Source organism: Pontiella agarivorans, assembly GCF_034531395.1.
GTDB classification, from domain to species: domain Bacteria; phylum Verrucomicrobiota; class Kiritimatiellia; order Kiritimatiellales; family Pontiellaceae; genus Pontiella; species Pontiella agarivorans.
The window spans coordinates 829,086-851,512 of record NZ_JARVCO010000012.1 but is presented as its reverse complement, the minus strand read 5'-3'; the positions used below and the strand labels follow the sequence as shown (position 1 = coordinate 851,512).

Genomic DNA, 22,427 nt, shown 5'->3' with positions numbered 1-22,427 from the left:
ATCCCAACGGTGAAATCACACTTAGCGTGCATCAAGTCATGAAAAGGATTATTCACTAACCTTTAGTTTGAAAAACTTAGTTGACATGGTAGAGGGAAACACATTGGTCACGGATTCAATGTTACTCGCCCAGTTGCCCGAATCCCATTGCCCACCAAGCGTCACTGCATAGTTCCCTAGTTTTTCCAGCTCGAAACCGGGAGTATTCACCAAGTCAGTATCCGAAAAAATATTATATTTAGGGTACGGCCCGTTCTTTGGTCGGGGATGAATGATCAGAAAGTTACCATCCGCACCAACCATATACCGTGGCAGCCTTCCCGTCGCATCACTGGGATTCCTCGGGTCTCCGCCAAAACCCCATTCTGTTACATTGTCTAAACCATCACCGTCATAATCATTCGTACAGATCGCATCATTCATATATATGCCTTGCGAATCTGCCCAGACCTGATAATCAGTCAATATCGGTATGGCCACAATGCGAAATCCTTGTCCTATTGTTATAGGATATTCAAGGCGGGCCACAGAACTTAAATAGTATGCATCATTAATATATTCTCCTCCTCTAATTACCCGTTTTTCACTCATGTCATCAAGCACACCATCAAATGCACTTTCCGTCCATTCCCATTGGTTGCCCCCCATATCGAATGTACCGTTGTTTTCAACGCTCCCCGACCCTACATTCCATAGGCCATCTTTGTTGTTGTAATTTTCTCCCCCCGCCCTTTCGATCGGTATCGAATCCCCGGTGGGATAAAGAGTGAATGCGCTTCCATCCGACTTAAGATAGGCCGCTTTGTACCACTCATCTTCGGTCGGCAACACATAGACCCTGCTGTAAGCCGCAACTGCCGCCTCGCGATTTACATTGGTCATAGCTCCGCTCCCATCAAACTGATAGGCACCTTCATAGGCGTTACCACTCGTCAACCAGTTTGCAAATTTGGCGGCTTCATTCCAGGTCGCAGAACGCACGGGCAATGAACCGCTCCCATCATCCGAATCCCCCACATCGGGATCTGCCGTGATCACCGTTGCCCACTGCGAAGCGGTCACCTCATACTTGCCCATGCGATAGGCGTAATCCACCGTGCCATAGCCCGTTGAATCTGCGCCGACATTGCTTTGGCCGATGTCTACGAATGTCATATTGACCATCGTTCCTCCATGCTGAATTGAATCAGCTCCGGTCCCGACGGAAAGAAACGTAATTAGTAATGCTGCTCCTGTCATCACCTTCATTTATCGCACTCCGATTTTAGATCATTATTTAACTGCTCAGATACACTCTGAATAAGTCGTTTTTGAAGGCGACTCTATCCACTCAAATTTTCTGATACGACAGAAGGAACAGCAGAGCTTTACCTCTATCATTGATATTCGTTCGTGTGCCCGGGAACGAAAATAATTTACCTAACGATAAATTCCAAAGTACGAATGTTGTAGTCTGCCGACCGGAAACGACTTCTCCCTGAAGCTCAGAATTGCAATTGGGCCGCGATCTGCCCTGAATAGCAACGTTCCCCCTGCGCCATCTTTACCCCCTAGAGAGCGAGACGGATGAGTCACCTCCCGGTTTTCCCGAACAAGTAGACCATTTACATGAACGAAGACAAACTGGGCTTTTTGATTTAATCCAGCATCATCAATCCCTCTATTCACTAAAAGGGATAGATAATAAAAGCCAGGGGGATGAGGACAAAGGTACGGATGTTGTAGTCTCAAATGTCAGCAGAAATCCGCACATTGGAAACGTTGCATCTCATTCAATCAGGCGGTCGCGCAGGGCTTTGGCCACTGCGCCGGCAGCGGAGTTGACCTGCAGCTTTACGTAGATGGAGCGCAGATGATAATCGACGGTGGTGGGAGCCACATGAAGTTTGGCGGCGATTTCCTTTCGGGTATCGCCATTGGCCAGCATTTCCAGGATTTCGACTTCACGCTCATTCAGCTCTTCAAACGGTTGTTTCGGCTTAAAGTACTGCAACACATAGGAGGCAATCGAACTGCTGAGCGGTGCCCCGCCTTCCATCACCTGATGAATTCCCTTGAGAATATCATCGAACGGGTCGTTTTTCACGAGGTAGCCGGCCGCTCCTGCACAGATAGCGTCGAAAACGGTTTTCCGGTTTTCATCAACAGTCAGCACCAGAATATGAATATCGGGATGCTTCTCGGTCAGTTCCCGAATGACCTCAAGCCCGTGCATGCCCGGGAGGTTCAGATCTAGCAACAGCAGGTCGGGATATGCTGCACTTTCGATACTGGGCAGGGCTTCCTCGTAGGACTCAAACTTTGCAGTGCACTCGATCACATCATCCAGATTAATCAAACGGGCCAGATGATTGCGAAAGTGCGCTTCATCTTCAATGATCCAGACCGTCTTTTTCGCTTTTCCCATTATTTCACCTTCATTTTAAGCTCAACCAGTGTACCGGTGCCCGGAGCGGATTCGATCACCAAATCGCCATGAATCCGCTTCGCCCGCCGCTTCATGCCTTCGAGTCCCAGATGCATCTTCCCTTCATCCATATGTTCAGGATCAAACCCGCCGCCGTTATCCTGGATCCGGATAACCAACCGAGGCCGGTTCCAAAGTATGGAAATGTTTATTTCCGAAGCCCCGGCATGTTTCACCGCATTATTCAATGCTTCTTTGAAGAACATCATCACATCGCGCTTTATCTTAATACGAATCGGCCTGTCGGGAATCTGATGCAAAGGCGAATGCTTCAGTTCCAGCATTTCTGCCGGCAATGTACTTTCCGCAATTTCCTTCAACTTGCAGACCAGTTCGCCCAGACGGTCCGTCCTGTTACTCGTAAACCAAAGTACGTCGCGTAACGCCTGCTTCATGTCGGCTGCGATTTCATCAATATCATTCCCGCACTCCTGTGCGACCGGTTCGGGGGTTGCCTTTTTCAGGTAGGTGGAAACCAGCGAGATTGCCCCGATCTTGCTGCCGATATCATCGTGCAGATCCTGAGTCACACGCTGCCGGAACAGGAAGGTCTGCCGACGGCGTAACAGCAGACCGGTGAGACTGATACCCGCCAGGATAAGCACAAGTGTTACCAAACTTCCGTTGAGAGCCAAACGACGGAATTGATCCCCGCGGGCAGTCAACTTTTCCTGCAATGCCACATTAGCCTTCAGCCAAAGGTTAAGATCTCTGCGGAGCGAAAGTCCATCGAGCCACTGCAATACAGGAATCACACGACGGCCTCCGGCAAAGCCATCAGTCAACCGCAGCAGATTAGTTTCAGACAGATCCAGATCGGACTTAACCGCACAGCCCGTACCCATCGATACCCGATCGCGTGTAATCGCTATTTCGCCGAACCCAAGAACATAATCTCCCTCATAATGCGGAAGCTTATCCAGCGTGAACCGAACCCAGCGTATATGGTTTGGAATCTGCCGCACACGAATTACATTATTGCCCGGATTTTTCATATCCCTAACCCATTGTTCTCGTAAAACGGTTCTGGGCACCCCCTCTCCACGGTCACGGATATATTCAATTTTTATTGATCCGGGGAATCCATAACCGGGCACCACGGCGCCCTCCGGAGGCTGAGCAGGATAAAATATAATATCGCCTACTCTTCGGTTTTCCTCCAAATCCAGCTCCAGAGAAATCGCCTTATCAGGTTTGGATGGGAAATGAACCACAAAGTCCCGAATCGATTCATCCGGTTCCGGGAGCACCGGGAGCCCCATACCGGTTTTCCCATCCTGAAGATATTCTATACTCCAGAAAGGCGGAACTTCGAAACTCGAAGAAAGCCGCACGGAATGTATCGGAAGAAGGTTGGACTCTCCACGGATAAACACTTCGTCAAGCGCAAAAAATTCTTTGCCGGCTTCGCTATGCCCCTTGAAAACATCAATCTGAATGCCCACATATCTCCCATGCGGGATAATCAAACGTACAGGAAGACGCCCCGGATCAGGAAAATCCCGGTCGTACCAGTCAGAGAGAACAAATGATTTCCCTCTCGAATCAGTCCCCATGATTCTGAAACGTTTAGGAAATCCATAACCGGGCATGGCTGGATCGCGGCGATCGGCAGCAGGAATCAGATATATTTCCCTTGCCCTTGATCCTTCCATGCCCAGAAACACCGTCCACCGCGGCTCCTCGGGCACTTCATCGAGTTCCGGCAGAAAACTACTATGACATCCATAGGCATCCAACTGCTGCGTGTCCTGCAGCAGGGGGAGTTCCGACAACATGCTGAGAAGCTTATCCTCATCGGCTTTCAACCGGGACAGCATTTCCCCGACATTCCAGCCTGGTTTTTTTTCCGGCACAAAGACACAAGGCCCTTCATCCAAGAGCGAATCTACCGGGATGTCTGCCGTATCATAGATGCGGACATTGGCCAGTTCCATTCGATAACCTGTGCCCCGAATGCCGCCGCTGCCCAGAATTATATCGTCCAGTGCAATATCCGCATCGTTCAGCTGCAGGTCCGGCTTTTTCATTTCGCCTTTCTCGGGGGTTACATAGCACTCCACCGCTCCGGAACGTTTCTTCCGCACCAAGAGATGATACCAAATCCCCGGTTTTTTTATCGCAGAACCGAGATCATACAACTGCAACGACTCACCGCTTCGGAAGCGCAGATTCCCCTGCCTACGCGTGTCACTGTGAACCTGCCAACTACCGCGCATCCTTTTTCCGCCCGAACCGACAACGCTTAGATAATCTATTCGCTGATCAACCTGATCCGTTCGAAACCAGAGAGAAAAAGTGAATTCGTCGAGTCTGCCGGGCCCTTTGCACTCCAGCCAGGACACCGAATCAAGCCCTCCCGAGAACACAGCCGTCCCATATGCACGATTCAGCATCACTTCCGGTAGCACCGCTGCCTTGCTGCGTTGCTCCAATCGGTATTCCGGGCCGACTTCATTATCAAGCAGATCCCCATCAGAAAAGTCATAGTGGGCAATAAGCCGCGCATCGCTCGCAGTGCCCATCAGCAACAATGCAATGAATAACCAGATTGATTTATGCCGTATGAATTTCATTAACATTCCATTTAACAAATGGGCTGCAGATCTTTCGAGAAACAAATTCCACTGAAGAACGATGCCCCCCCCTATGGCTGAATGCGCCTGCCCCCAATCTTAGACCACGGATCGGCGAATTTAAGGTGGAACCTGCCAGTCCCTGTTCCGTGTTCCAGCGGCCAACGAGCCGCCCTTCTATGATGCCGTCGCGAAGCGGAGCCCGTCCCCGAAGGGGTGGCCCGGAGGGCCAAGGGCGGAGCGCAGCGACGGCATCACTCGTGATCATGTTCTGACTACTCCTTCCTTGAATACCTCAGCCGGTGTTCGTTTGTCCAGAGCGCTGTGTTTCCTCTCGTGGTTGTAATAGTTGAAATAACCGTCGAGTCCCTGGAGCAATTCCCACCCGTCAGTGTAGGAGGCCGGATAGACCTTCTCGTATTTTACCGACCACCACAGCCGTTCGATGAATACGTTATCAAGCGCCCGTCCCCGGCCATCCATGCTGATCGTGATGTTCTGGCCGAGCAGGACATCGGTAAAGGCATGGGAGGTAAACTGAGAACCTTGATCTGTATTGAAAATGCCGGGTGTCCCTTGGGTCAACGCATGCTCAAGAGCATCGATGCAGAAGAGACTCTCCATTGTATTCGAGAGCTCCCAGGCCAGAACGTACCGGCTGAACCAATCGATCACGGCGGTCAGATACATGTATCCGTTGCGCATGGGGATATAGGTGATGTCCGTACTCCAGACTTGGTTCACCCGCTCAATGTCCACATTGCTCAATAGATACGGATATATCTTGTGCCCCGTCGCCGGCTTGCTCGTGTGCGGGCCGGGCGTGATCGCCTGAAGCCCCATGCGCCGCATCAGGCGGGCGACACGCTTGCGGTTGACTTCATGTCCCTCATCCTGCAGCCAATCCGTCATACGGGGCGAACCGAACTCGGGATGTTTCATATACTGCTCATCGATCAAACGCATCAGAAGGAGATTCTCTGCCGTTTCCGGGGCGGGTTCATAATAGACCCCCGACCGGGGAACGCCTGCCAGCCGACACGGTCGCCGGATTGAATAATCGGGGCAGGGCTCCACCCAGCTCCGACGGGTTGAAAGCGGCAGGCTCATAGCTTTTTTTCGAGCCACTTCACGTCCATCTTCAGCCGCCCGATCTCCTCGTAAAGTGGAGCCGTCAGCTCCTCTTCCGTTTTGGCCTGTGCCTTTTTTCCCGAAGCAAAAAGCTCCGGCGCATTCGAAAGCAGCTGCCTTTTCCGATCCGAGATCTGGTTCGGATGAACCTGATATTCCGAGGCCAATTCGTTGAGTGTCTTCACGCCCTTTATGGATTCGAACGCCACCTTGGCCTTAAACTTGTCCGTAAATGTCCTTCGTTTTCTTCCCATTTCCATACGTCCTTTCGTACCATTTTAAAGACGCAGATTCCACTTAAGCCAGTGGTCCTAAAATCGGGGTAAACCGCAGAACGAATGAATCCACCGGCTTCCGTAAATATGGAGTTTCCCCTCATCATCCTTCACGATGCGACCATCCCAGTAGCACCAGTTTTCCAGTGTTGCATCTTCCAACCCGTTTTCAATATCGCGGGGCAACACATTCGGATCTCCCCAAATACCCTCTTCGATCAGTTTACCCTGCGGCTCCATAGGAAGAAAATAATCTACCAGTTCTTTAGCCGATGCGCTTCCACAGATCGCTCCTGACCAGCAGCATTAATATTAACTTAAAATTCCTCATTTATTTGCCCTCTTAAACCTGTATTCAACTGCAACAACATACGGTTGTTTTCAGTTCGTACTCTTGGATAAAACGGTTCATTCACATCCCTCTTCAGGGCCTACCTGGCTTCAGTGCCCGTTATACATACATTTCCCATCGCATGGATTATACCCCACCACTCGATCAATCTCGACAGGAAGTGCTGTATGTACACCCATGCAACTTTTCATCCGATCATAAAAATGACAACGCATAGCAGGTTCGACGAAGGAAGAACAACCCGCCTTGGACTGCGCCGACAGGGCCGGCACACCAAGACGTTTCGTGCGCTCATATTAGGGTTGTGTGATCCTTAAACGGAAAAAGAGCTGTTCATCGGAACTTCCGCCTACGCGCCGTTCAGCTTCGATATAACCGGGATCTGTAGGCCAGTTTGTTATTGAATCCCACACATTGCTCCAGGTGCCGTTCACAAGATCTTCCGTCCATTCGCTGAGATAGGTGATGCCGAGATTGGCATTGGTGTTTTCCCAGTTAAAAAAACTTACGCTATTGTCGGGATTGAACACCATGTGAGGCGGATTGCCCTGTACGGCCGAATTGATCGGGTCCCCGCCGAGAGCAAACTCCATGAGATCGGACTCGCCATCCAGATCCTCATCCCCTGAGCCGGACAGGTTTAAGCCGGACTCCTGAGCGACCTGCGCCCAGTAGTTCGGATAGGAATAAACCACCAGTTGCGGCCTATGCCCTTCTTCGGTCTCCCGCGAATTAAAGGTTACGGCACTACCGCTGGAAACCATGCTGAAGGAGAGCAACTGATCGGTAGCGCGTTCAGCCTTTATTACATCGGTAAGATCAACTTCCTGCCACCAAACGGTGTCCAGACAAACAACCGTGGTAATGACCGCTCCTGTTGCCGGTTGGTCACTCCACGTAATGTCGTATTCCTCCCAACTATCGTCATCCACCCGGGTAAAGGTATGTAGCGGGCTTCCGCCATTGTGGTGTCCGACATTAAGTCTGAGGATCACGCGACCAATCAAGGGGTTGGTAATGGATGACAGATCGAACCGCATAAAGGTCTTACGCGTCCATTTGTCCAGACTACCCGTCTGCACCACCAGCTCAGGGCGGATTCCAAAATTCTGGTTGGAATCCCCGCCGCCCTCAATGTAGGCATCTGCCTCCGGGTATAGCAGGCTATAGCAGGCGCCCGCTGGCTCAACCTCAATCAGTAGCTCGGTCGTATTCGTTCCCGCAGATCCGTAGACCTGCACTGCAAAGCTGTTCATCCCGATATCATTCGTGCCCGGCACTCCATAAACCATTCCGTTCGTGGATACATTCAGCCAGGCCGGTCCCGAAACCTTCTCAAAGGTCATGGAATCCTCATTCAGATCAAATGCATCGGCCGTGATGAATGCCGTGTAATCCCAATCGGCAACGGCATTCATGGTGTAAATCGGGTTGGCGCGGAATTCCGGAGCAGCATCAATTCGCCCGCGTTCAAACTTAAAGTTGTCCAGCTGCACCTGCTCAAATCCGCTGAAGGATGATACTGTTCCTCCGACAGTGTTTGTACCGGTGGTATATCCGGCATAAACCTTCGTCCCATTCGTGAGTCCGAGATCCATCCAGTCGCTTTTGAACAACAAGCCTCCTTCGTAGTCATATACCGACACGATGCCTTCGTAGTTGGAAATACCTTCCTCGATATACCACTCCATCCGGAACCGGTCACTCCATCCACCGGCAACCGGATCCACGCCCAGATCAGCATGAGATATCAGTCCGTTGGTCATTCCGGCCAAGCCGATTCCACTGCCCCGGTTCGCCAGCAGCACAAAGCGGTTGTCGCCCGCACCAGACGTTTTGTCCGTGCTGAGCAGCAAGCCGAAAGCCGCTTCGTTCAGGTTGCCCGAAACGACACCCGCCTGATGTTTATACCGGAATTCTGACCCGACCCTTAGAAAGGGACCACCTTCCAAATCGAGACTTCCTGCCAACTCCGGATTTTCCGACAGAGTGAACCCTTGGAAATTAACAGCATGATGATTACCCATCGCCGATGTTGTATCCAGAATACCAACCACGTTGTTGCCATGAATCCAGTTCGTCCCCCCGCCGGTCGTCGTTACCGACCAAAAATAGCTGTTCAAGTTCGTGAAATATTCTGCCGCCGAAAACAGATCATCCGAATACCCATCGCCCACCGCAGTCCCCGCCGTCTGGACCGGTGGAGTATATTCAAAACCATACGCCTTTACCCCCGTCATATAGGCTTCATAAACCGGCGTAAACTTAGCGGTGGCAATCGCAGGCCCATACTTACTCTTTCCTCCATCCGGCGACACACTGGTCAGCAAATGTTCCAGTTCCGGAGGGATCTCCAAGGTCTCCTGCCACTTCAACGTGGCATTGGTTCCATACACTGCGGTGATATCGGTAATCGAAGTCCCCGCCGCAAAAGTGCCCGGTCTGATATCCGGATTGGTGACATCTTTTGTATCAATCGTGTCTCCGCCACCCAGGGTCGCAGCAAAAGCACAGTTCGTTGCATACACCCCCTCAATCGTCACCAAACCGTTCTGCATATTATGCGGCCCCAGCATGACGGCGGACTTGCCGATTTCGCAGGAAATATCTTTTCCGACAATATTATGTGCCCCCCCGAACTGCCGCTCGTTCATGGTACGCGCACCGGTTTCCACACGGAGCGTGCAACCGCCCAAACCATACAGATTCGTAAACAAGACCGAATCTGCCGCCTGACACTGAACCGTTCCATATCCATAATGGCCATAGTACGAACTGATGTTAGCAACCGTACCGCTTACCGCGTATCCGCCCGTATCCCAATCATATCCATCGGAAAACAGATTAATGCAGGAGTGCGTCGTGTATTCGTCATGTACATCCACATTCGCAATATAAAAATTCCTGACATTCCCCGTATTCAGAAAACTGCGCGCATTATCGGCCGCCCGAAGAAACACGGCAAACCGGTCATTGGTGGCTCCGGCAGCCGGAATCCCGCGAATACTGACATTGTGGATCGGCTCAAGCAGTCCTCCACCCATACTGAAAATTACGGCATTACGATCCACGCGAGGTACATACTGCTCAATGGTCGTTCCTCCTTCGATCTTGATGTGTACATCCGATTTAAATGCAATGGCGCCGAACAGATAGTCATCCTGCGGAATAATCAGGTCTCCCCCCCCCGGCAATGCAGATATCTCATCAATCGCCTGCTGCAAAATAGCACTTTCATTAATATTTGTATCACCGACCGCACCGTAGTCGGTTTTCAGGTTCTTGACGACATTGTGCGTCTCAGCCGCGGCGTTATAAAATCCGATCATGTTCATAGTAACCGGAGGCGGAGGAGTGTTTGAGACAATCGTTACCGTAATACTGTCAAAATAAAGATCGCCCGTCCCGTAGGCACCGGCCCCATCGGAAATCGCAATGCCAAACACCGCCAGGTCATCCATATTATCAATAACCGCGGCGACTCCATAGGTGCTCATATCCACCGTAATCGAGTTGGTCTGCCAGGCTCCAACCACTGTATTGAAATGTTTAGCTCCTGTTTTGGAGCCGGAAGGCACCGATTCGCCATCCAGCAAATCCACGCCGGAGAGGTTGTTTGTGGTGATGAGTTTGCCCGGAGCATAGCGAGCGTCCTGCGCAATCATATCCGTTCCGGCCATGCCGTTCGTGTTGCCCGTCCAGCCGAAGAGGGACACATTATAGTCGGCGGCGACATTGGCATACGTCACAAAAGTGAACGTCAGCTGATCTCCTGTTTCATCCGTCACAAGATTGTACTGATGCAGTGCCTGATTTTGCGAAACAGATGTTTTCGAGACCACAGACCGGCCATCGAATGCATTGGTCACCCAGGCCCCCGCTGAGCTTCCCTCCATCCATCCCAATCCGACATGCTCAAAATCAGTATGTCGAATATCAGCCGCCATAGACAGCGTCATATCCGCATCGGATATCAATGCTGCCTGTGTCTGCAAACCCACCAGCCAGCCCAAGGAAATTGCGCCTATTACACTCTTCATATATACCTCTTTCCGTCTACCTTTCCTCATGCAGATAATATTTTTTACCCGAAAAACCCCGCCGGATTAGAGCGGGGTGTTTCCGAATGCACCCCGTGAACCGGGGCACATCATTTGGTTTACGATTATTCCGAGACTTCGACCTTGAAGAACTTGGCATCCGTATCCATCGGCACCGCGTTCGTTACAGCTTCGAAGTCAGACTTATCCGGCCATTCTCCACCGGCACTGATGGCATGCGTGCCTTCATTGTTAAAGAATGGGATGATTGTAAGGCTCGACGTTTCCAGAACCGTGTAGGTTGGACGATTTACACTCTTTAGGCGTGGATAGATGTAGAGGAAGTTCCCCAAACCATCCGCTCCACCAAAGCGCTCGGTAATGCCCTGGTTGTTGGCATTGGCGGGGTTTCCGCCCAGTCCCCATTCAGTACCGTTATCGAGACCGTCACCATCAAAGTCGTTGGTGAAGGCCGCGTCTTCGTTGTAAATACCCATTGAATCGGCCCATTGCATATAGACCGTTGGAGAAGAGCCCTGAGTGAGCGTAGCGCCTTCCAGGTATTTATGTCCACCGCCAGTATCCTCACTGAATATACCTACCGCATTAATATCCGTCAGACCAAGTGAACTGCCGGCAACAGGCGAACCGGACAGCGACATCAACGGACCACCCAATACCCCCGGTGTCACCGAATACCAATTTTCCTCCGTCAAATCGGAAAGACTGAAGGTTGTATCACTTCCTGACGTTTCGCTGGCATACCAGGAGCTTCCATTCCGGATGGCCAGACGGAATACATCTGTCTTATGACCATTGATTGTTGCTCCAACTGCCGATGCCGTGGCATCAACAGATTCGCCGCCGACCTCTTCGCACCACAGCAGGAATGCACCATCCATACCGTTAGGATTCATGCGGAATTTATCCAACCCAGTATAATTACGAACCTGCATATGAGAGGTTGTGCTGCCGTTCGTTACCATCTGGTAGATTCCGCAAAGCACCGCACTCACGCCCGTATCATAAGCCGCATCATCGATCCAGGAAGTTGTGCCCAGCGGACTTGCTACCCCCGCTCCGCTTACGAATAGAATCCCGTTCGATTCTATCTGCGAAATAGAATAATTAACATGGGAGCTAACGAACTCGGTTGCGCCCATACGCATGGCCACACCGAAGTCAAGCGCCCGATTAAGGACCTGATTGGAGAATTCTGAGTCCGTTCCTCCATAGTTGGCTTTGAACACATAGAAGTAGGTCCGCAGGTCACTAAGACCGCTATTATCGACGTATATGATGCTGCTTACATCCGTGTAGTCAACTCCATTGGTGAGCGACGCAATCTTGACATAGCTGGTTCCGTCGACTTCTGAACGGTAGATATCAACATGGTCTTCTTCACCTTTCGTTTTGCAAACTACAGTCAGTTCAAGCGCACCACTGACGGAAGCTCCTGTAGCGTCAGGTGCAAATATGGGCGTTTCACTCGCATTGGTGTGAGTAACCGAAACAGAATCCACCGAAACCTGGAGCAGATCCGGAGTCGTAGGCTCCCATTGAGTTTCACCGTATGCCATAACAAAATGAGCGGTATCCGAGTCCCAAAGGGCAGCAGGTTTATTTGCTGCATATTGCACGTTGCCCGTATAGCTATTTCCGCCTACGTGCGCAATCAGTTCGCCGGTATAGCTGTCGTTACCGAGCGCTTTGCGGATGCGGTAATCGAGCTGTATCGAATCGGTAACCAGATCCACTTCATTACTCGGCGTACTGTTGGCCCAGGTGGGATCCCATCCCAGCTCAGCGGCCGACAAATTAAGAATGTCGTTTTGGCCAATAAATCTTGAGTTCATGCCAAACCTGATGTCGCCGGTATCCGTGTACCAGCTCATGATGGCGGTAGTGACGCCATTGTTCGGCATCACCACCGAATTATCAACATCCGAACTGAGACCGAATCGGAAAAAGTCGCTCGCGCCCCCCCATTCGGGATTGCCTGTGATGTTGGCCACCTGCTGGGTATTGACCCCTTCGACCTTTTCAGTCATAGGCGAGTTGCTGGCATTTACGGTGAACACGATGCTGCCGCTCCATACCGAACCGGCCGTGTTGGTGCATTCGCGAGACCAGTAGACACCTGCGCCATTCGTGGCTGCGGCACCGGCAGTGGATAGCGCATAACCATTGCCATCTGCATCCACCGTGAACGCATTTGCGGCACCGGCAGTGATTTCCAACCAGCGAGACTGCGCGTCCAGGATTCCATCGGAATAGCCATCGGCCGTATCAAATGTAGTGTCAAGGAAGGTTTCATTGATAGCAGCGGTATCCGGCGTTGCATAAACCGGAGCCGAATCGGCATCCGTCGCATCAGCGGCTTTTGAACGAACCACATATTTATACTCCGTTCCATTCGAGAGACCGGAATCGTTGTAAACATTGGTCGTTATACCTGATGCAATCACGACATCATCGCGTAGAATATCGTAGCTCTGTGCTTCAACGACTGCGCCCCATGCAAGATCCACTGTTCCATCATCGGGAATAGCAGAAACAGCCGTCGGATAGAGGGTCGGAAGATTTCCGGTCGAATGAGAAAGGCTGAGCTCGTCCACAGCAACATCGAACTGATTCGTATTCCCGTTATATCCTGCTCCGCCATCGTGTTGCATCAGCAGATATGGAAGGGTGGCTGAATCGTAGGCGGTCTGGCATGTCCCAAACGAAGCGATTGTTCCATCAACCGCCGCGCCGCTCGTCAGGTTAGACAAGGAGCATGTCATGCTATAAACACCGCTGTCGCGCGTCTTGCGGATGGCATAGGCAAGGCGCAGTGTATCGGTTTGCAGGTCTATGCCCGGATCAGGCGCATCCCAGCCGCAAAAAGCCGAGTCCACATCAATTATTGTCGCCCCTCCAGATATACTTACTTTAAGTTGATCAGGAAATCCGCTCGACACATTCACGTATACGTCATCTGCTCCCGCCAAGTTTCCGCCGTTATTAGAGGAAAGCCCCACGGCGAGAATGGCTCCATTCGCAAAGGCTGGATCGGTTCTGCTCACAGCGAAATCAACCACACCGTCCCATTGGTCATCGATAGCATTGCCCGACGACACGGTTTGGTAAACTGCTGCATCAATCCCGTCAAACAGTGTAGGGGCCGAATCGGCCGTACCGGCCGCAGTGATATCGAACGCATTCGTTCCGGCAGCCTTTACCCAGCCCTGTTGGCCCGCCAAATCATTTCCGACAGTATATCCCGTCGAAAAATCGGTGCTGTAAGGCAATTGCGCCCATGTTGCTGATAATATACCCATGCTTATAAGCAGGGTTGTTGCGGATTTTCTGATCATCGTCTTCAACTCCTCAATTATGTGGTTTCATCATCCCTATCCATCTTTCAGCAAGCCAGGAATCTATTCCAGGCTCACATTGGACAATATATTTCGAACACCTATGAAAATGCGAAGTACGGATTTTGTAGTTGCGCCCCTCCTCTGCCGCATTGCCGATTATCACATTTCGACGTATCAAGCCTGTCTTTCAGCTCTTGGTCCACCTTGCATAAGTACTGACAGTTAACGATCGAATCAAAGTTCCAGATAGACGCCGAACCAACAAAGATTTGTTATTTTCCGACAGGACTACAACATCCGTACCTTGCTCAAACCGCAGGTTTTCACGAATATTAGAAACATGAAACAAGAGGAACACATCCCGCAGGTTGCCATTCTCATGAATACGGAAAACGAGTGGTGCAGCAGCCTGGTCAACGGCATCATATCCTATGCCCAAGAGGCCGGTCCATGGAACATATGGTTTCGACGCGCCTCTCCGCGTATTTTTGAACACATACCTCTCGACTGGAAAGGCGACGGCATTATTGCCCGTGTCGCCAACAACAGCTTGGCCAAAGAGATATCAAAATCCGGCATTCCCTTCGTGAATGTCGACGACTCCCCGCCCCCCGGACTTTTTGCACCAAGCGTGATGACCGACAATGCCGCTGGCACGCAGATGGCCGTAAATTTCTTTGTTGAGCGGGGGTTCCACAGCATCGCTCTTGCGGGATCGAGACGTACGCCCATGACGATCAAATATACCGAGTCCTTTGAGCAGGCGGTGGCTGCCTACAAGCTTCCCTTCCAGTTCTTCGAAATTTATGGAAACCGCGGTGAACTGAAAGATAGGTTAGTTGCCTGGTTGCATGAACTCCCGAAACCGACCGGCCTTCTTTCCTGTGGCGTAACCGGCGCCGCCTGGATCGCCGACTGTTGCCGGGAGGAAGATATTTCGGTACCCCACGACATTGCCATTCTGAGCAGCCGTTTCGACAAGATCATCTGTAACTCCTGCTATCCGCCGTTGTCGGGCCTGATTGCCCCTACCGAAGAGATCGGCCACCAGGCTGCAGCCCAGCTCCACCGAATGATGCAAGGGGATAAAGTTACTAATGACAACACCTACCTTCCCCCTCTCGGTATTTTGGAACAGCAGTCCACTGACACCATCGCCGTCGAAGATCCCGACCTGGCGAAAGCCATGAAATTTCTTCAAGCCCATGCATGCGAACCAAACCCCATGGAGCAGCTCGACAGAATCATTCCCATGTGCCGTAGGTCGCTTGAACGCCGATTCGTGAAAACGTACAAGCGAACCCCGAGCGAAGAAATTCGCAAATTGAGAATGAATAGAGCACAGGAACTGCTGGCAGAAACAGACCTACCGATACAGGAAATAGCCGAAGCCTCCGGATACTCCAATTACAACTATCTGTCGCATGCCTTTAAAAAGGCAACCGGTATGACTCCGACAGCTTACCGAAAACAGTTTCGCTAACTTCGACATCCGACCTCTTATCCCGTAAAAGTATATCTTTCGCGGGTAACGATGGGTTCGCGATAATGTGACCTCATTTTGGAAGGCAACTTAAGGCAGGGCCGGGTTGCCGGATAGATGCCCACCCGACAAAGTTTTGATAAATCCCATCAACTCCCCCTCGCAATACATGGCCCGAGAAATTGGAGAACAAAGAACCCCATGCCACAACAAACCTTGTCCTGATCGACTACGTCGATGGAGATCCTTCCAATAGCGTCCACAACACCAGCATCCGGAACGGCGGATTCGAAGACAATCCGGTCGCATCCGTTGGAGCGTCCGACCGGAACCTCCGCGCAAAATGCAATCATCACCGATGTCCCCGAACGCGAAGCCGCCAACCATACCGGATATACGGTTGCCGAAAACGACGCGTTTTCTTTAGCCACAAATGACGCGATGCCTCGGCATGGATCGATGCCAGCAGCGACCAGATCACCTTCCAGTCCTACACCACCACTGACGACACTATCGAAACCAGCCAGATTTTCGAATCCGACCTTTCCGTCCAACAGCAGCTACCAGGAAGCCTCCGGCTATTTCAGTGCTCCCGCCGCAATGAATGCTAAGCATCTCTTCATATCCATCAACGGACTCGACGGAGGTGGTGATCCTGACTTTTTTTATGATCCGTCATCCCCTCAACTAGTTCGCAACGAATCGACTCCCAGTTATCAGAGTTCATTGCGCGTAATTTCTCCATCACCCAAGCAGGAACAGGAATTCGTCCTCCTCCTGATAGCTCAGGCATGTGAAGCCCATCTGCTAATTTAGATACCGTTTCCTCATTAAAGCTTTGATCATAATGATCAGTCATCTGAATAGTTTGATGAGCGGTAATCTGCTTAATGATCGTGTCTGGCACACCGGCTAAACGAGCAATCGTAATAAAACTGTGTCGGAGGCTATGGGCACCGGTCTCCACAATGGCCTTCTGCCCAGTCAAATTTAGATCTTTATGAGCCGCAAGCCCTGCAGCATCAAACACCTTTCTCATTCGGCGAGATACTTCAGATCGATCCCTGTTGTAACTGGCCACGAGATCGGGCAACACGTAATCATCATAGCGTGCAATGCTATCAAGTTCAGCCTGTAGTTGTGGAAGTAATGGAATAAAGACCTCTTTGCCTTTTCGCTCGGTTTTTACGGGGGTCATCGTAATGACCTTTTTTGAAAATTAACTTCTGACCATTTCAGTTTTACGCAATCAACCAGGCGCTGCCCGGCACAAGTCAGAATGATCAGCAATGTACGCATTTACCTTTTTTATTACACAAATTCCTCACCAAGCAGTGAGCTGAGAGCGAATCAGCTCGCTGCCTGTGTGTTTACTTACCCAGGAGAGTAGTTCTTCAGCACCCGGAGAACTGCTCTTTTTCTTTTTAAGGATCGCCACCGCATTTTTCCGCAGTTGTGTTACGCCGGCATAACTGACCGCATTGCCTTTAATCAACCGGCGGATTTCACCAGCGGATGTTTTCAGCAACCACTCGAGGTCAATCGGAATGCGCGTATCGATCTTATCTTTCGGCGGGCAGACCACCGAGCACCAGTCACAACCGAAAAGCCAGTCCTCCATCATTTCCGCTTCTTTAAAATTAAGAACCGATCGTTTCTCAATGGTGAGATAACTGATGCAAAGTCGCGCATCGATCGGCTCGCCAAACTGAATCGCCCCGGTCGGGCATTTTTTAATACACGCCTGACAGTCATCACAGGCAAACGGCATTTTCGGCTCCCGAATCACTTCCGGCAGCTCCCGATCCACAAAAAGGCATCCGATAAAAACGCGGACATTGGTCCGCGTCGGCACACGCAGCAGATCATTCGCGCCACGAATTCCCAGCCCCCCGACAGTGGCAAACAACCGCTCATAGACTGCCTTCGTATCGACCGCAGCTTCCGCCTGAATATCTTCCCCCAGTTTTTCCTTCAGCGCCCCGAGCATAGCCTGTCCGGTGGAATGATAATCCTGCTCCCTCGCATAGGCCGAAATATAGCCCAGCAGCGCATCATTTCCAGGCATTGGAAAGGGATGTGTGGCCGACGGATCCCCCCACTTATTTGTAAACGTCAGCACAATCACCGATTTTGCAAATGGAAAGGCCTTCCATGGATCGGCTTTATCGACCGCCATACGCTCCAGATAATCCATCTCCCCCTGCCTGCCCGACGCCAGCCACGCCTCGTACAAGGCACTGTTTTCAGCAATCCGCCGCCTCAGCACCGGATTATCCATCCGGATACACGCCGCCGAAAACGCACCGAGATCCTGTGCGGTTTCCTGCAGCCATTCTGTAAAGTGTTCTGAATCCATTTTAAGCACCACGAAACACACTGAATACACGGAACGTTCCTGAATTGCTATTTTTTCCGTGTCTTCAGTGTATTCCGTGGTTTAGCCTCCGCTCCCACGATGAGCAACGGTTTAAAAATTCTATTTATCTTTGTGGACGGCTTCGGGCTCGGGTCCGACGATCCCGCCGTAAATCCGTTGCGTGATTCCCGTTTTCCAAACCTTTCCAACCTGCTCGATTCAGCCATTCCGATCGATGCGTGCCTCGGCGTCGACGGTATCCCGCAAAGTGCCACCGGCCAGACTGCGCTCCTCTGCGGCGTCAATGCACCGGAAGCCATGGGACGTCACATCGAAGGCTTCCCCCCGCCCCGCCTCAAAAAACTGATCGAAAAAGAGAATATTTTTTCCAAGCTTCGGAAACTCGGCAAAGACCCCACCTTTGCCAATTCCTACTGGATCGACGACCCCTTCAACATTCCGCTGCGCCGTCAATCCGTCACCACCGTTATGGCACTCGCCGCCAACGGAAAAGTGCGCCATAAAGAAGAACTGATGAATGGGAAAGCCGTCAACCACGACATCACCCGCTGGACGATGCACGAACGCGGGTACGACGGCCCGCATATTTCCGAAGAAGAGGCCGCCGGCCATCTGCTCACAGTGGCCGCAGAACACGATTTCACCCTCTATGAATATTTCATGACCGACCGCGCCGGCCATTCCGACGGTCCGGATCTGGCCTTCCAATGCCTGGAATCGCTCGAAAAATTTCTTCCCATTACCGCAACATTCGGAAACCACCCTAATCAGCTGTTTCTGCTCTGCTCCGACCACGGCAACATCGAAGACCGCACAACCCGCGCCCACACCCGCAATCCCGTCCCGCTGATCGCCATCGGAGAAAACGCCGAACACTTCCAATCCCTGGAAAACCTCGCCGAAGTTACCCCCGCCATTCTCAGTATATTCTGAATGCCGCAAAAAAACGTTCCGGCGGCACCACAACAGGAGCATTTTGTGTGAATACCATACCCCCTTGGGAGAAAAGACGGGTATGCCATGTTCACTCAAACCAAACAACCTGACAGCATTCAGCCTGCTAACTTTACCCCCGACCTGCGCAAAACCACATAATATATTTATTTTACATACTGTTTTATAACTATTTATTTTTTATGAATTTTAAATCGGAGGATGCTTATGAAAACGGTAATTACATTCTCTTTTTTATTATTTTTCTGCCTCTCTTCCTTTTCCGAAATATTCACGCTGGATCTGAACTCGCCCAACCAGTTCACCGATAATTTCCAAACATCGTATACCGGAACGCCCGTGTCACAACAAAGTGACGGCGGACTCGGAGGATCGGGATCCATTGATTTCACCAGCGGCGACGGAACTCAGGGATGGCACACTAAATTCTCATTCGATCCGATTGATGTCGGAGTAAGTCTCTCTTTGTCCTATGCTTTTCAATATCATGACAACGATGCTGGGATTAAAAGTTCTTCAGGAGTAAAAATCGGTTTCTGTACCGATCCGACCTCACCCTCTGATCAATCCGGGATGCCCTCCTCAGGATTGCTTGGCGATCTGGGAATGTGGAGCTGGGGCACGCATCTAAGTGACACACTTTCCAGTGGCTCATCCGGTATGATCAGCGGAGGCTTGGGGAACGCTATTTCCATGACGGATTATGGCTGGTACGAAATCGGACTTGCACTTTCCCGAACCGCGGACACAACGTACGACATCACCTATTCATTCTGGTCGCTGAATGATGACGGGGAAAAAGACACGCAACTCGGATTTAACACTGGAGCGCATGACTCCTCGAAATTTAATACCACACTGTATCCCTTCCTGGCTTTGGAAAATCCGGGAGCCGAGGCAACCTTTAATGCTTTGGACAACATAACCCTCAGCAGCACCGGAACCATAAATGATCTCGCAATCCCCGAACCAAGTTCATTAACCCTGGCCGGATTTATTGCTGCATTTGCTTTTTTCATTCGCAGACGAATGATGATCTAACCGCGGTATTTAAATTCAGAGACGGCTCCGTCTGCGCCGCAATTATTAACCCAATATTGGCTTTGTCGAACGTCCCTGCCATTCGGTACATTCTTCGGATGAAAAAGGAAGAACAGAAACGGCCGGACTGGGACGAATATTTTATGGACATCGCGCATGTGGTTTCCCGACGGGGAAATTGCTCCCGGCGTAAAGTCGCTGCTGTAATTGTCCGGGACCGGCGGATTATCTCCACCGGCTACAACGGCACCCCGCGCGGCATCCCCAACTGTTTCGAAGGCGGCTGTCCGCGTTGCAGCTCGGATGCACCGTCGGGCTCGGACCTGGGCGACTGCATCTGTGCCCATGCAGAGGAAAATGCCATTGTGCAGGCGGCATATCACGGCATCAGCGTGCGCGACGGATCGCTCTACTGCACACTGAGCCCCTGTCTGCTCTGCACCAAAATGATTATCAACGCCGGTATCAAGGAAGTGATTTACGAAGAGGAGTATCGCTTCAGTCCGCAGTCGCGTGAACTTTTTGCCACGGCAGGCGTAATCTGCCGACAATTCAAACGAAAATAACGGCATGAAGTATTGCGCATCAGTTCTGCTCTGCTTCGCTCTGTCGTTTTCGGTTCGGGCCGAAGATTTTTCCAGCTGTTTTGTTCCCGGCGAAATTTCCGGGTATAAGGTTTCCTGGATGGGCATTCCGCTGGCGTGGTCGAAGTCGACAACCGATACCACGAATGAAAACGGCCGGGAGTTGATTCGGATCCGGATGGTGACCCAAACGTATGCGGCCTATAGCCACATCTATAAAGTGGACGACATTACGGAAGTGCTCATTGATCCCAAAACCGCTCTGCCTGTTCGCCTTGATATTATTCTGAATGAAGGTTCCCGAAAAAAAAGCAATGAGACCCATTTTGATCATGAGAACCGAACGGCGGTCTATATCGACCGGCTGGCAGACACGACAAATACGGTGGAAATTGCTGCAGACACCCGGGAAGTGATGAGCTTCCTTTACTCGATGCGGCAAACCGATATTGCCGATCTAACCGCCAACGTCCATACGCTTTTTGTTGATGGAAAACTTCATAAAATGGGGGTCGGCTTTCTGAAAGAAAAAAAAGCAAAACTTCCAACCTATGGAAAAGTGGAGTGCAGCGTACTTGAACCGGTGGCTGAATTTGATGCCCTGTTTCTGCGGGAAGGAAAAATCTTCTTTTGGGTTTCCAAGGCTGACCGGCGCATGGTTACGTTGGTGCAGGCCAAAGTGGCCGTGGGCAAAATCAATGTCAAGCTGCAGAAGGTTTCAGGACCGGGCGACGATTTTTGGGTGAAGGAGAAGGAACAGGAATGAAAATTACGGTAGAGCGTGCAAAAGAGCTGCTGAGCAGCGCATCTCAAAAACGGATTCTCGTGGTGGGCGATCTGATGATGGACCGATTCGTTTATGGTTCCGTCTCCAGAATTTCTCCCGAAGCCCCGGTTCCCGTGGTTCATGTTTCACACGAAAAGGCAATGCCCGGCGGCGCCTGCAATGTGGCCTCCAACCTCCTCGCCCTCGGTGGCGCAGCCGCCATGGCCGGCATCATCGGAAGAGATGCCGTAGGCGGAGAACTTAAAAAACAGCTTTCAGCAAACGGGGTACTGCTGAATGCCGTCATTGAACATGCCGTTCATCCCACCTGCGTAAAAACCCGTATCGTGGCCGAGCAGCAGCAGGTCGTCCGGGTGGATCGCGAGGAATACCTGTCCATTTCCGCCGCCGAAATGGAGGCGTTCTGCTCGCACATGATCAAAGAAATCAACTATGCCGACGGGGTCATTATCGAAGACTACGGCAAAGGCTCCGTTCAGCAGAACGTAGTCGATACCGTATTGGCTGCCGCTCAACAGAAAGGCATTCCGGTCGGTTATGACCCCAAGGATGATCACATCCTTAAAATGGAAGGCGTATCCGTGGTAACGCCCAACCGGAAAGAAGCCTTCGGATCCGCCGGCGTTACAGAGACCAAACCGGCTGATAATCCGCTCGAAGATGACGCACTGCTCGAAACCGGGCGTATTCTCGACGAAAAATGGAAAGCCCGGCACACCCTCATCACGCTGGGGCCCCACGGCATGCTGCTTCTGAACCGGGGAGAGAAAGCGAAACACATTCCCACCCGCGCCCGCGAAGTGTTCGATGTTTCCGGGGCCGGCGATACGGTAATCGCCACCTATGTCCTCGCCCTCGCCTGCGGAGCATCCTATCTCGAAGCCGCAGAGCTCTCCAACTTTGCCGCCGGTGTAGTCGTCGGCAAACTCGGCACCGCCACCTGTACACAGCAGGAACTGTTTTGCTACATGAAGAAACACGCCGACGAGATTTAA

Annotated in this window: 16 protein-coding genes; 6 read left to right on the top strand and 10 right to left on the bottom strand. The window is 51.4% G+C overall.

Going from position 1 to position 22,427, the window contains the following annotated elements:
- Positions 1-48 precede the first annotated feature (48 nt).
- From P9H32_RS16460 to P9H32_RS16430, 7 genes are all read right to left on the bottom strand, one after another.
- On the bottom strand, positions 49-1,248 hold the full coding sequence (locus tag P9H32_RS16460; protein WP_322610012.1) for a formylglycine-generating enzyme family protein: 1,200 nt from the start codon (positions 1,246-1,248) through the stop codon (positions 49-51).
- Positions 1,249-1,768: 520 nt separating this feature from the next.
- Positions 1,769-2,407, bottom strand: coding sequence for a response regulator transcription factor (locus tag P9H32_RS16455; protein WP_322610011.1), 639 nt, complete (start codon positions 2,405-2,407; stop codon positions 1,769-1,771).
- A complete protein-coding gene (locus tag P9H32_RS16450) occupies positions 2,407-5,043 on the bottom strand; it encodes an ATP-binding protein (RefSeq protein WP_322610010.1) in 2,637 nt (878 codons plus the stop codon). Before P9H32_RS16450 ends, P9H32_RS16455 begins: the two co-directional genes overlap by 1 nt.
- A 264-nt stretch (positions 5,044-5,307) precedes the next feature.
- Positions 5,308-6,428 (bottom strand): IS3 family transposase gene (locus tag P9H32_RS16445; RefSeq protein WP_431311704.1). Its coding sequence is split into 2 segments (ribosomal slippage): positions 5,308-6,162 and positions 6,165-6,428, totalling 1,119 coding nucleotides; the frame shifts between segments, so codons are not numbered across the junction.
- Positions 6,429-6,485: 57 nt separating this feature from the next.
- On the bottom strand, positions 6,486-6,689 hold the full coding sequence (locus P9H32_RS16440; protein WP_322610008.1) for a hypothetical protein: 204 nt from the start codon (positions 6,687-6,689) through the stop codon (positions 6,486-6,488).
- A gap of 408 nt (positions 6,690-7,097) precedes the next feature.
- Positions 7,098-10,841, bottom strand: a complete 3,744-nt coding sequence (locus tag P9H32_RS16435) for a CBM96 family carbohydrate-binding protein (protein WP_322610007.1) — start codon at positions 10,839-10,841, stop codon at positions 7,098-7,100.
- Positions 10,842-10,966: 125 nt separating this feature from the next.
- Complete coding sequence (locus P9H32_RS16430) at positions 10,967-14,200, bottom strand: fibronectin type III domain-containing protein (protein WP_322610006.1); 3,234 nt, start codon at positions 14,198-14,200, stop codon at positions 10,967-10,969.
- 343 nt (positions 14,201-14,543) lie between these two features.
- Between P9H32_RS16430 and P9H32_RS16425 the strand changes: the two genes are divergently transcribed.
- Positions 14,544-15,686, top strand: a complete 1,143-nt coding sequence (locus tag P9H32_RS16425; RefSeq protein ID WP_322610005.1) for a helix-turn-helix domain-containing protein — start codon at positions 14,544-14,546, stop codon at positions 15,684-15,686.
- A 149-nt stretch (positions 15,687-15,835) separates the two neighbouring features.
- Here the strand turns inward: P9H32_RS16425 and P9H32_RS16420 are convergent, their stop codons facing one another.
- From P9H32_RS16420 to P9H32_RS16410, 3 genes are all read right to left on the bottom strand, one after another.
- A complete protein-coding gene (locus P9H32_RS16420; RefSeq protein ID WP_322610004.1) occupies positions 15,836-16,240 on the bottom strand; it encodes a hypothetical protein in 405 nt (134 codons plus the stop codon).
- Positions 16,241-16,314: 74 nt separating this feature from the next.
- Entirely contained in the window at positions 16,315-16,884 is a 570-nt protein-coding gene (locus P9H32_RS16415) for a tyrosine-type recombinase/integrase (RefSeq protein WP_322610003.1), read from the bottom strand.
- Positions 16,885-17,010: 126 nt separating this feature from the next.
- On the bottom strand, positions 17,011-18,045 hold the full coding sequence (locus P9H32_RS16410; RefSeq protein WP_322610002.1) for an epoxyqueuosine reductase: 1,035 nt from the start codon (positions 18,043-18,045) through the stop codon (positions 17,011-17,013).
- Positions 18,046-18,144: 99 nt separating this feature from the next.
- Here P9H32_RS16410 and P9H32_RS16405 point away from each other — a divergent pair, with 99 nt between their 5' ends.
- The 5 genes from P9H32_RS16405 to P9H32_RS16385 all read left to right on the top strand — a co-directional run bounded on the left by P9H32_RS16405 (position 18,145) and on the right by P9H32_RS16385 (position 22,427).
- Positions 18,145-18,999, top strand: coding sequence for an alkaline phosphatase family protein (locus P9H32_RS16405; protein ID WP_322610001.1), 855 nt, complete (start codon positions 18,145-18,147; stop codon positions 18,997-18,999).
- Between the two features lie 228 nt (positions 19,000-19,227).
- The gene (locus P9H32_RS16400) at positions 19,228-20,061 is read left to right on the top strand and encodes a hypothetical protein (RefSeq protein WP_322610000.1); all 834 of its coding nucleotides are present in this window, start codon (positions 19,228-19,230) and stop codon (positions 20,059-20,061) included.
- 98 nt (positions 20,062-20,159) lie between these two features.
- Positions 20,160-20,627, top strand: coding sequence for a deoxycytidylate deaminase (locus tag P9H32_RS16395; protein ID WP_322609999.1), 468 nt, complete (start codon positions 20,160-20,162; stop codon positions 20,625-20,627).
- Between the two features lie 4 nt (positions 20,628-20,631).
- Entirely contained in the window at positions 20,632-21,411 is a 780-nt protein-coding gene (locus P9H32_RS16390; protein WP_322609998.1) for a DUF3108 domain-containing protein, read from the top strand.
- Positions 21,408-22,427, top strand: coding sequence for a bifunctional heptose 7-phosphate kinase/heptose 1-phosphate adenyltransferase (locus tag P9H32_RS16385; protein WP_322609997.1), 1,020 nt, complete (start codon positions 21,408-21,410; stop codon positions 22,425-22,427). Before P9H32_RS16390 ends, P9H32_RS16385 begins: the two co-directional genes overlap by 4 nt.

Excerpts from the sequence above, each read along its gene's own strand:
- P9H32_RS16460 (WP_322610012.1), bottom strand. The coding sequence starts at position 1,248 with ATGAAGGTGATGACAGGAGCAGCATTACTAATTACGTTTCTTTCCGTC.
- P9H32_RS16455 (WP_322610011.1), bottom strand. The coding sequence starts at position 2,407 with ATGGGAAAAGCGAAAAAGACGGTCTGGATCATTGAAGATGAAGCGCAC.
- P9H32_RS16450 (WP_322610010.1), bottom strand. The coding sequence starts at position 5,043 with ATGAAATTCATACGGCATAAATCAATCTGGTTATTCATTGCATTGTTG.
- P9H32_RS16440 (WP_322610008.1), bottom strand. The coding sequence starts at position 6,689 with ATGGAGCCGCAGGGTAAACTGATCGAAGAGGGTATTTGGGGAGATCCG.
- P9H32_RS16435 (WP_322610007.1), bottom strand. The coding sequence starts at position 10,841 with ATGAAGAGTGTAATAGGCGCAATTTCCTTGGGCTGGCTGGTGGGTTTG.
- P9H32_RS16430 (WP_322610006.1), bottom strand. The coding sequence starts at position 14,200 with ATGATCAGAAAATCCGCAACAACCCTGCTTATAAGCATGGGTATATTA.
- P9H32_RS16425 (WP_322610005.1), top strand. The coding sequence starts at position 14,544 with ATGAAACAAGAGGAACACATCCCGCAGGTTGCCATTCTCATGAATACG.
- P9H32_RS16415 (WP_322610003.1), bottom strand. The coding sequence starts at position 16,884 with ATGACCCCCGTAAAAACCGAGCGAAAAGGCAAAGAGGTCTTTATTCCA.
- P9H32_RS16410 (WP_322610002.1), bottom strand. The coding sequence starts at position 18,045 with ATGGATTCAGAACACTTTACAGAATGGCTGCAGGAAACCGCACAGGAT.
- P9H32_RS16405 (WP_322610001.1), top strand. The coding sequence starts at position 18,145 with ATGAGCAACGGTTTAAAAATTCTATTTATCTTTGTGGACGGCTTCGGG.
- P9H32_RS16400 (WP_322610000.1), top strand. The coding sequence starts at position 19,228 with ATGAAAACGGTAATTACATTCTCTTTTTTATTATTTTTCTGCCTCTCT.
- P9H32_RS16395 (WP_322609999.1), top strand. The coding sequence starts at position 20,160 with ATGAAAAAGGAAGAACAGAAACGGCCGGACTGGGACGAATATTTTATG.
- P9H32_RS16390 (WP_322609998.1), top strand. The coding sequence starts at position 20,632 with ATGAAGTATTGCGCATCAGTTCTGCTCTGCTTCGCTCTGTCGTTTTCG.
- P9H32_RS16385 (WP_322609997.1), top strand. The coding sequence starts at position 21,408 with ATGAAAATTACGGTAGAGCGTGCAAAAGAGCTGCTGAGCAGCGCATCT.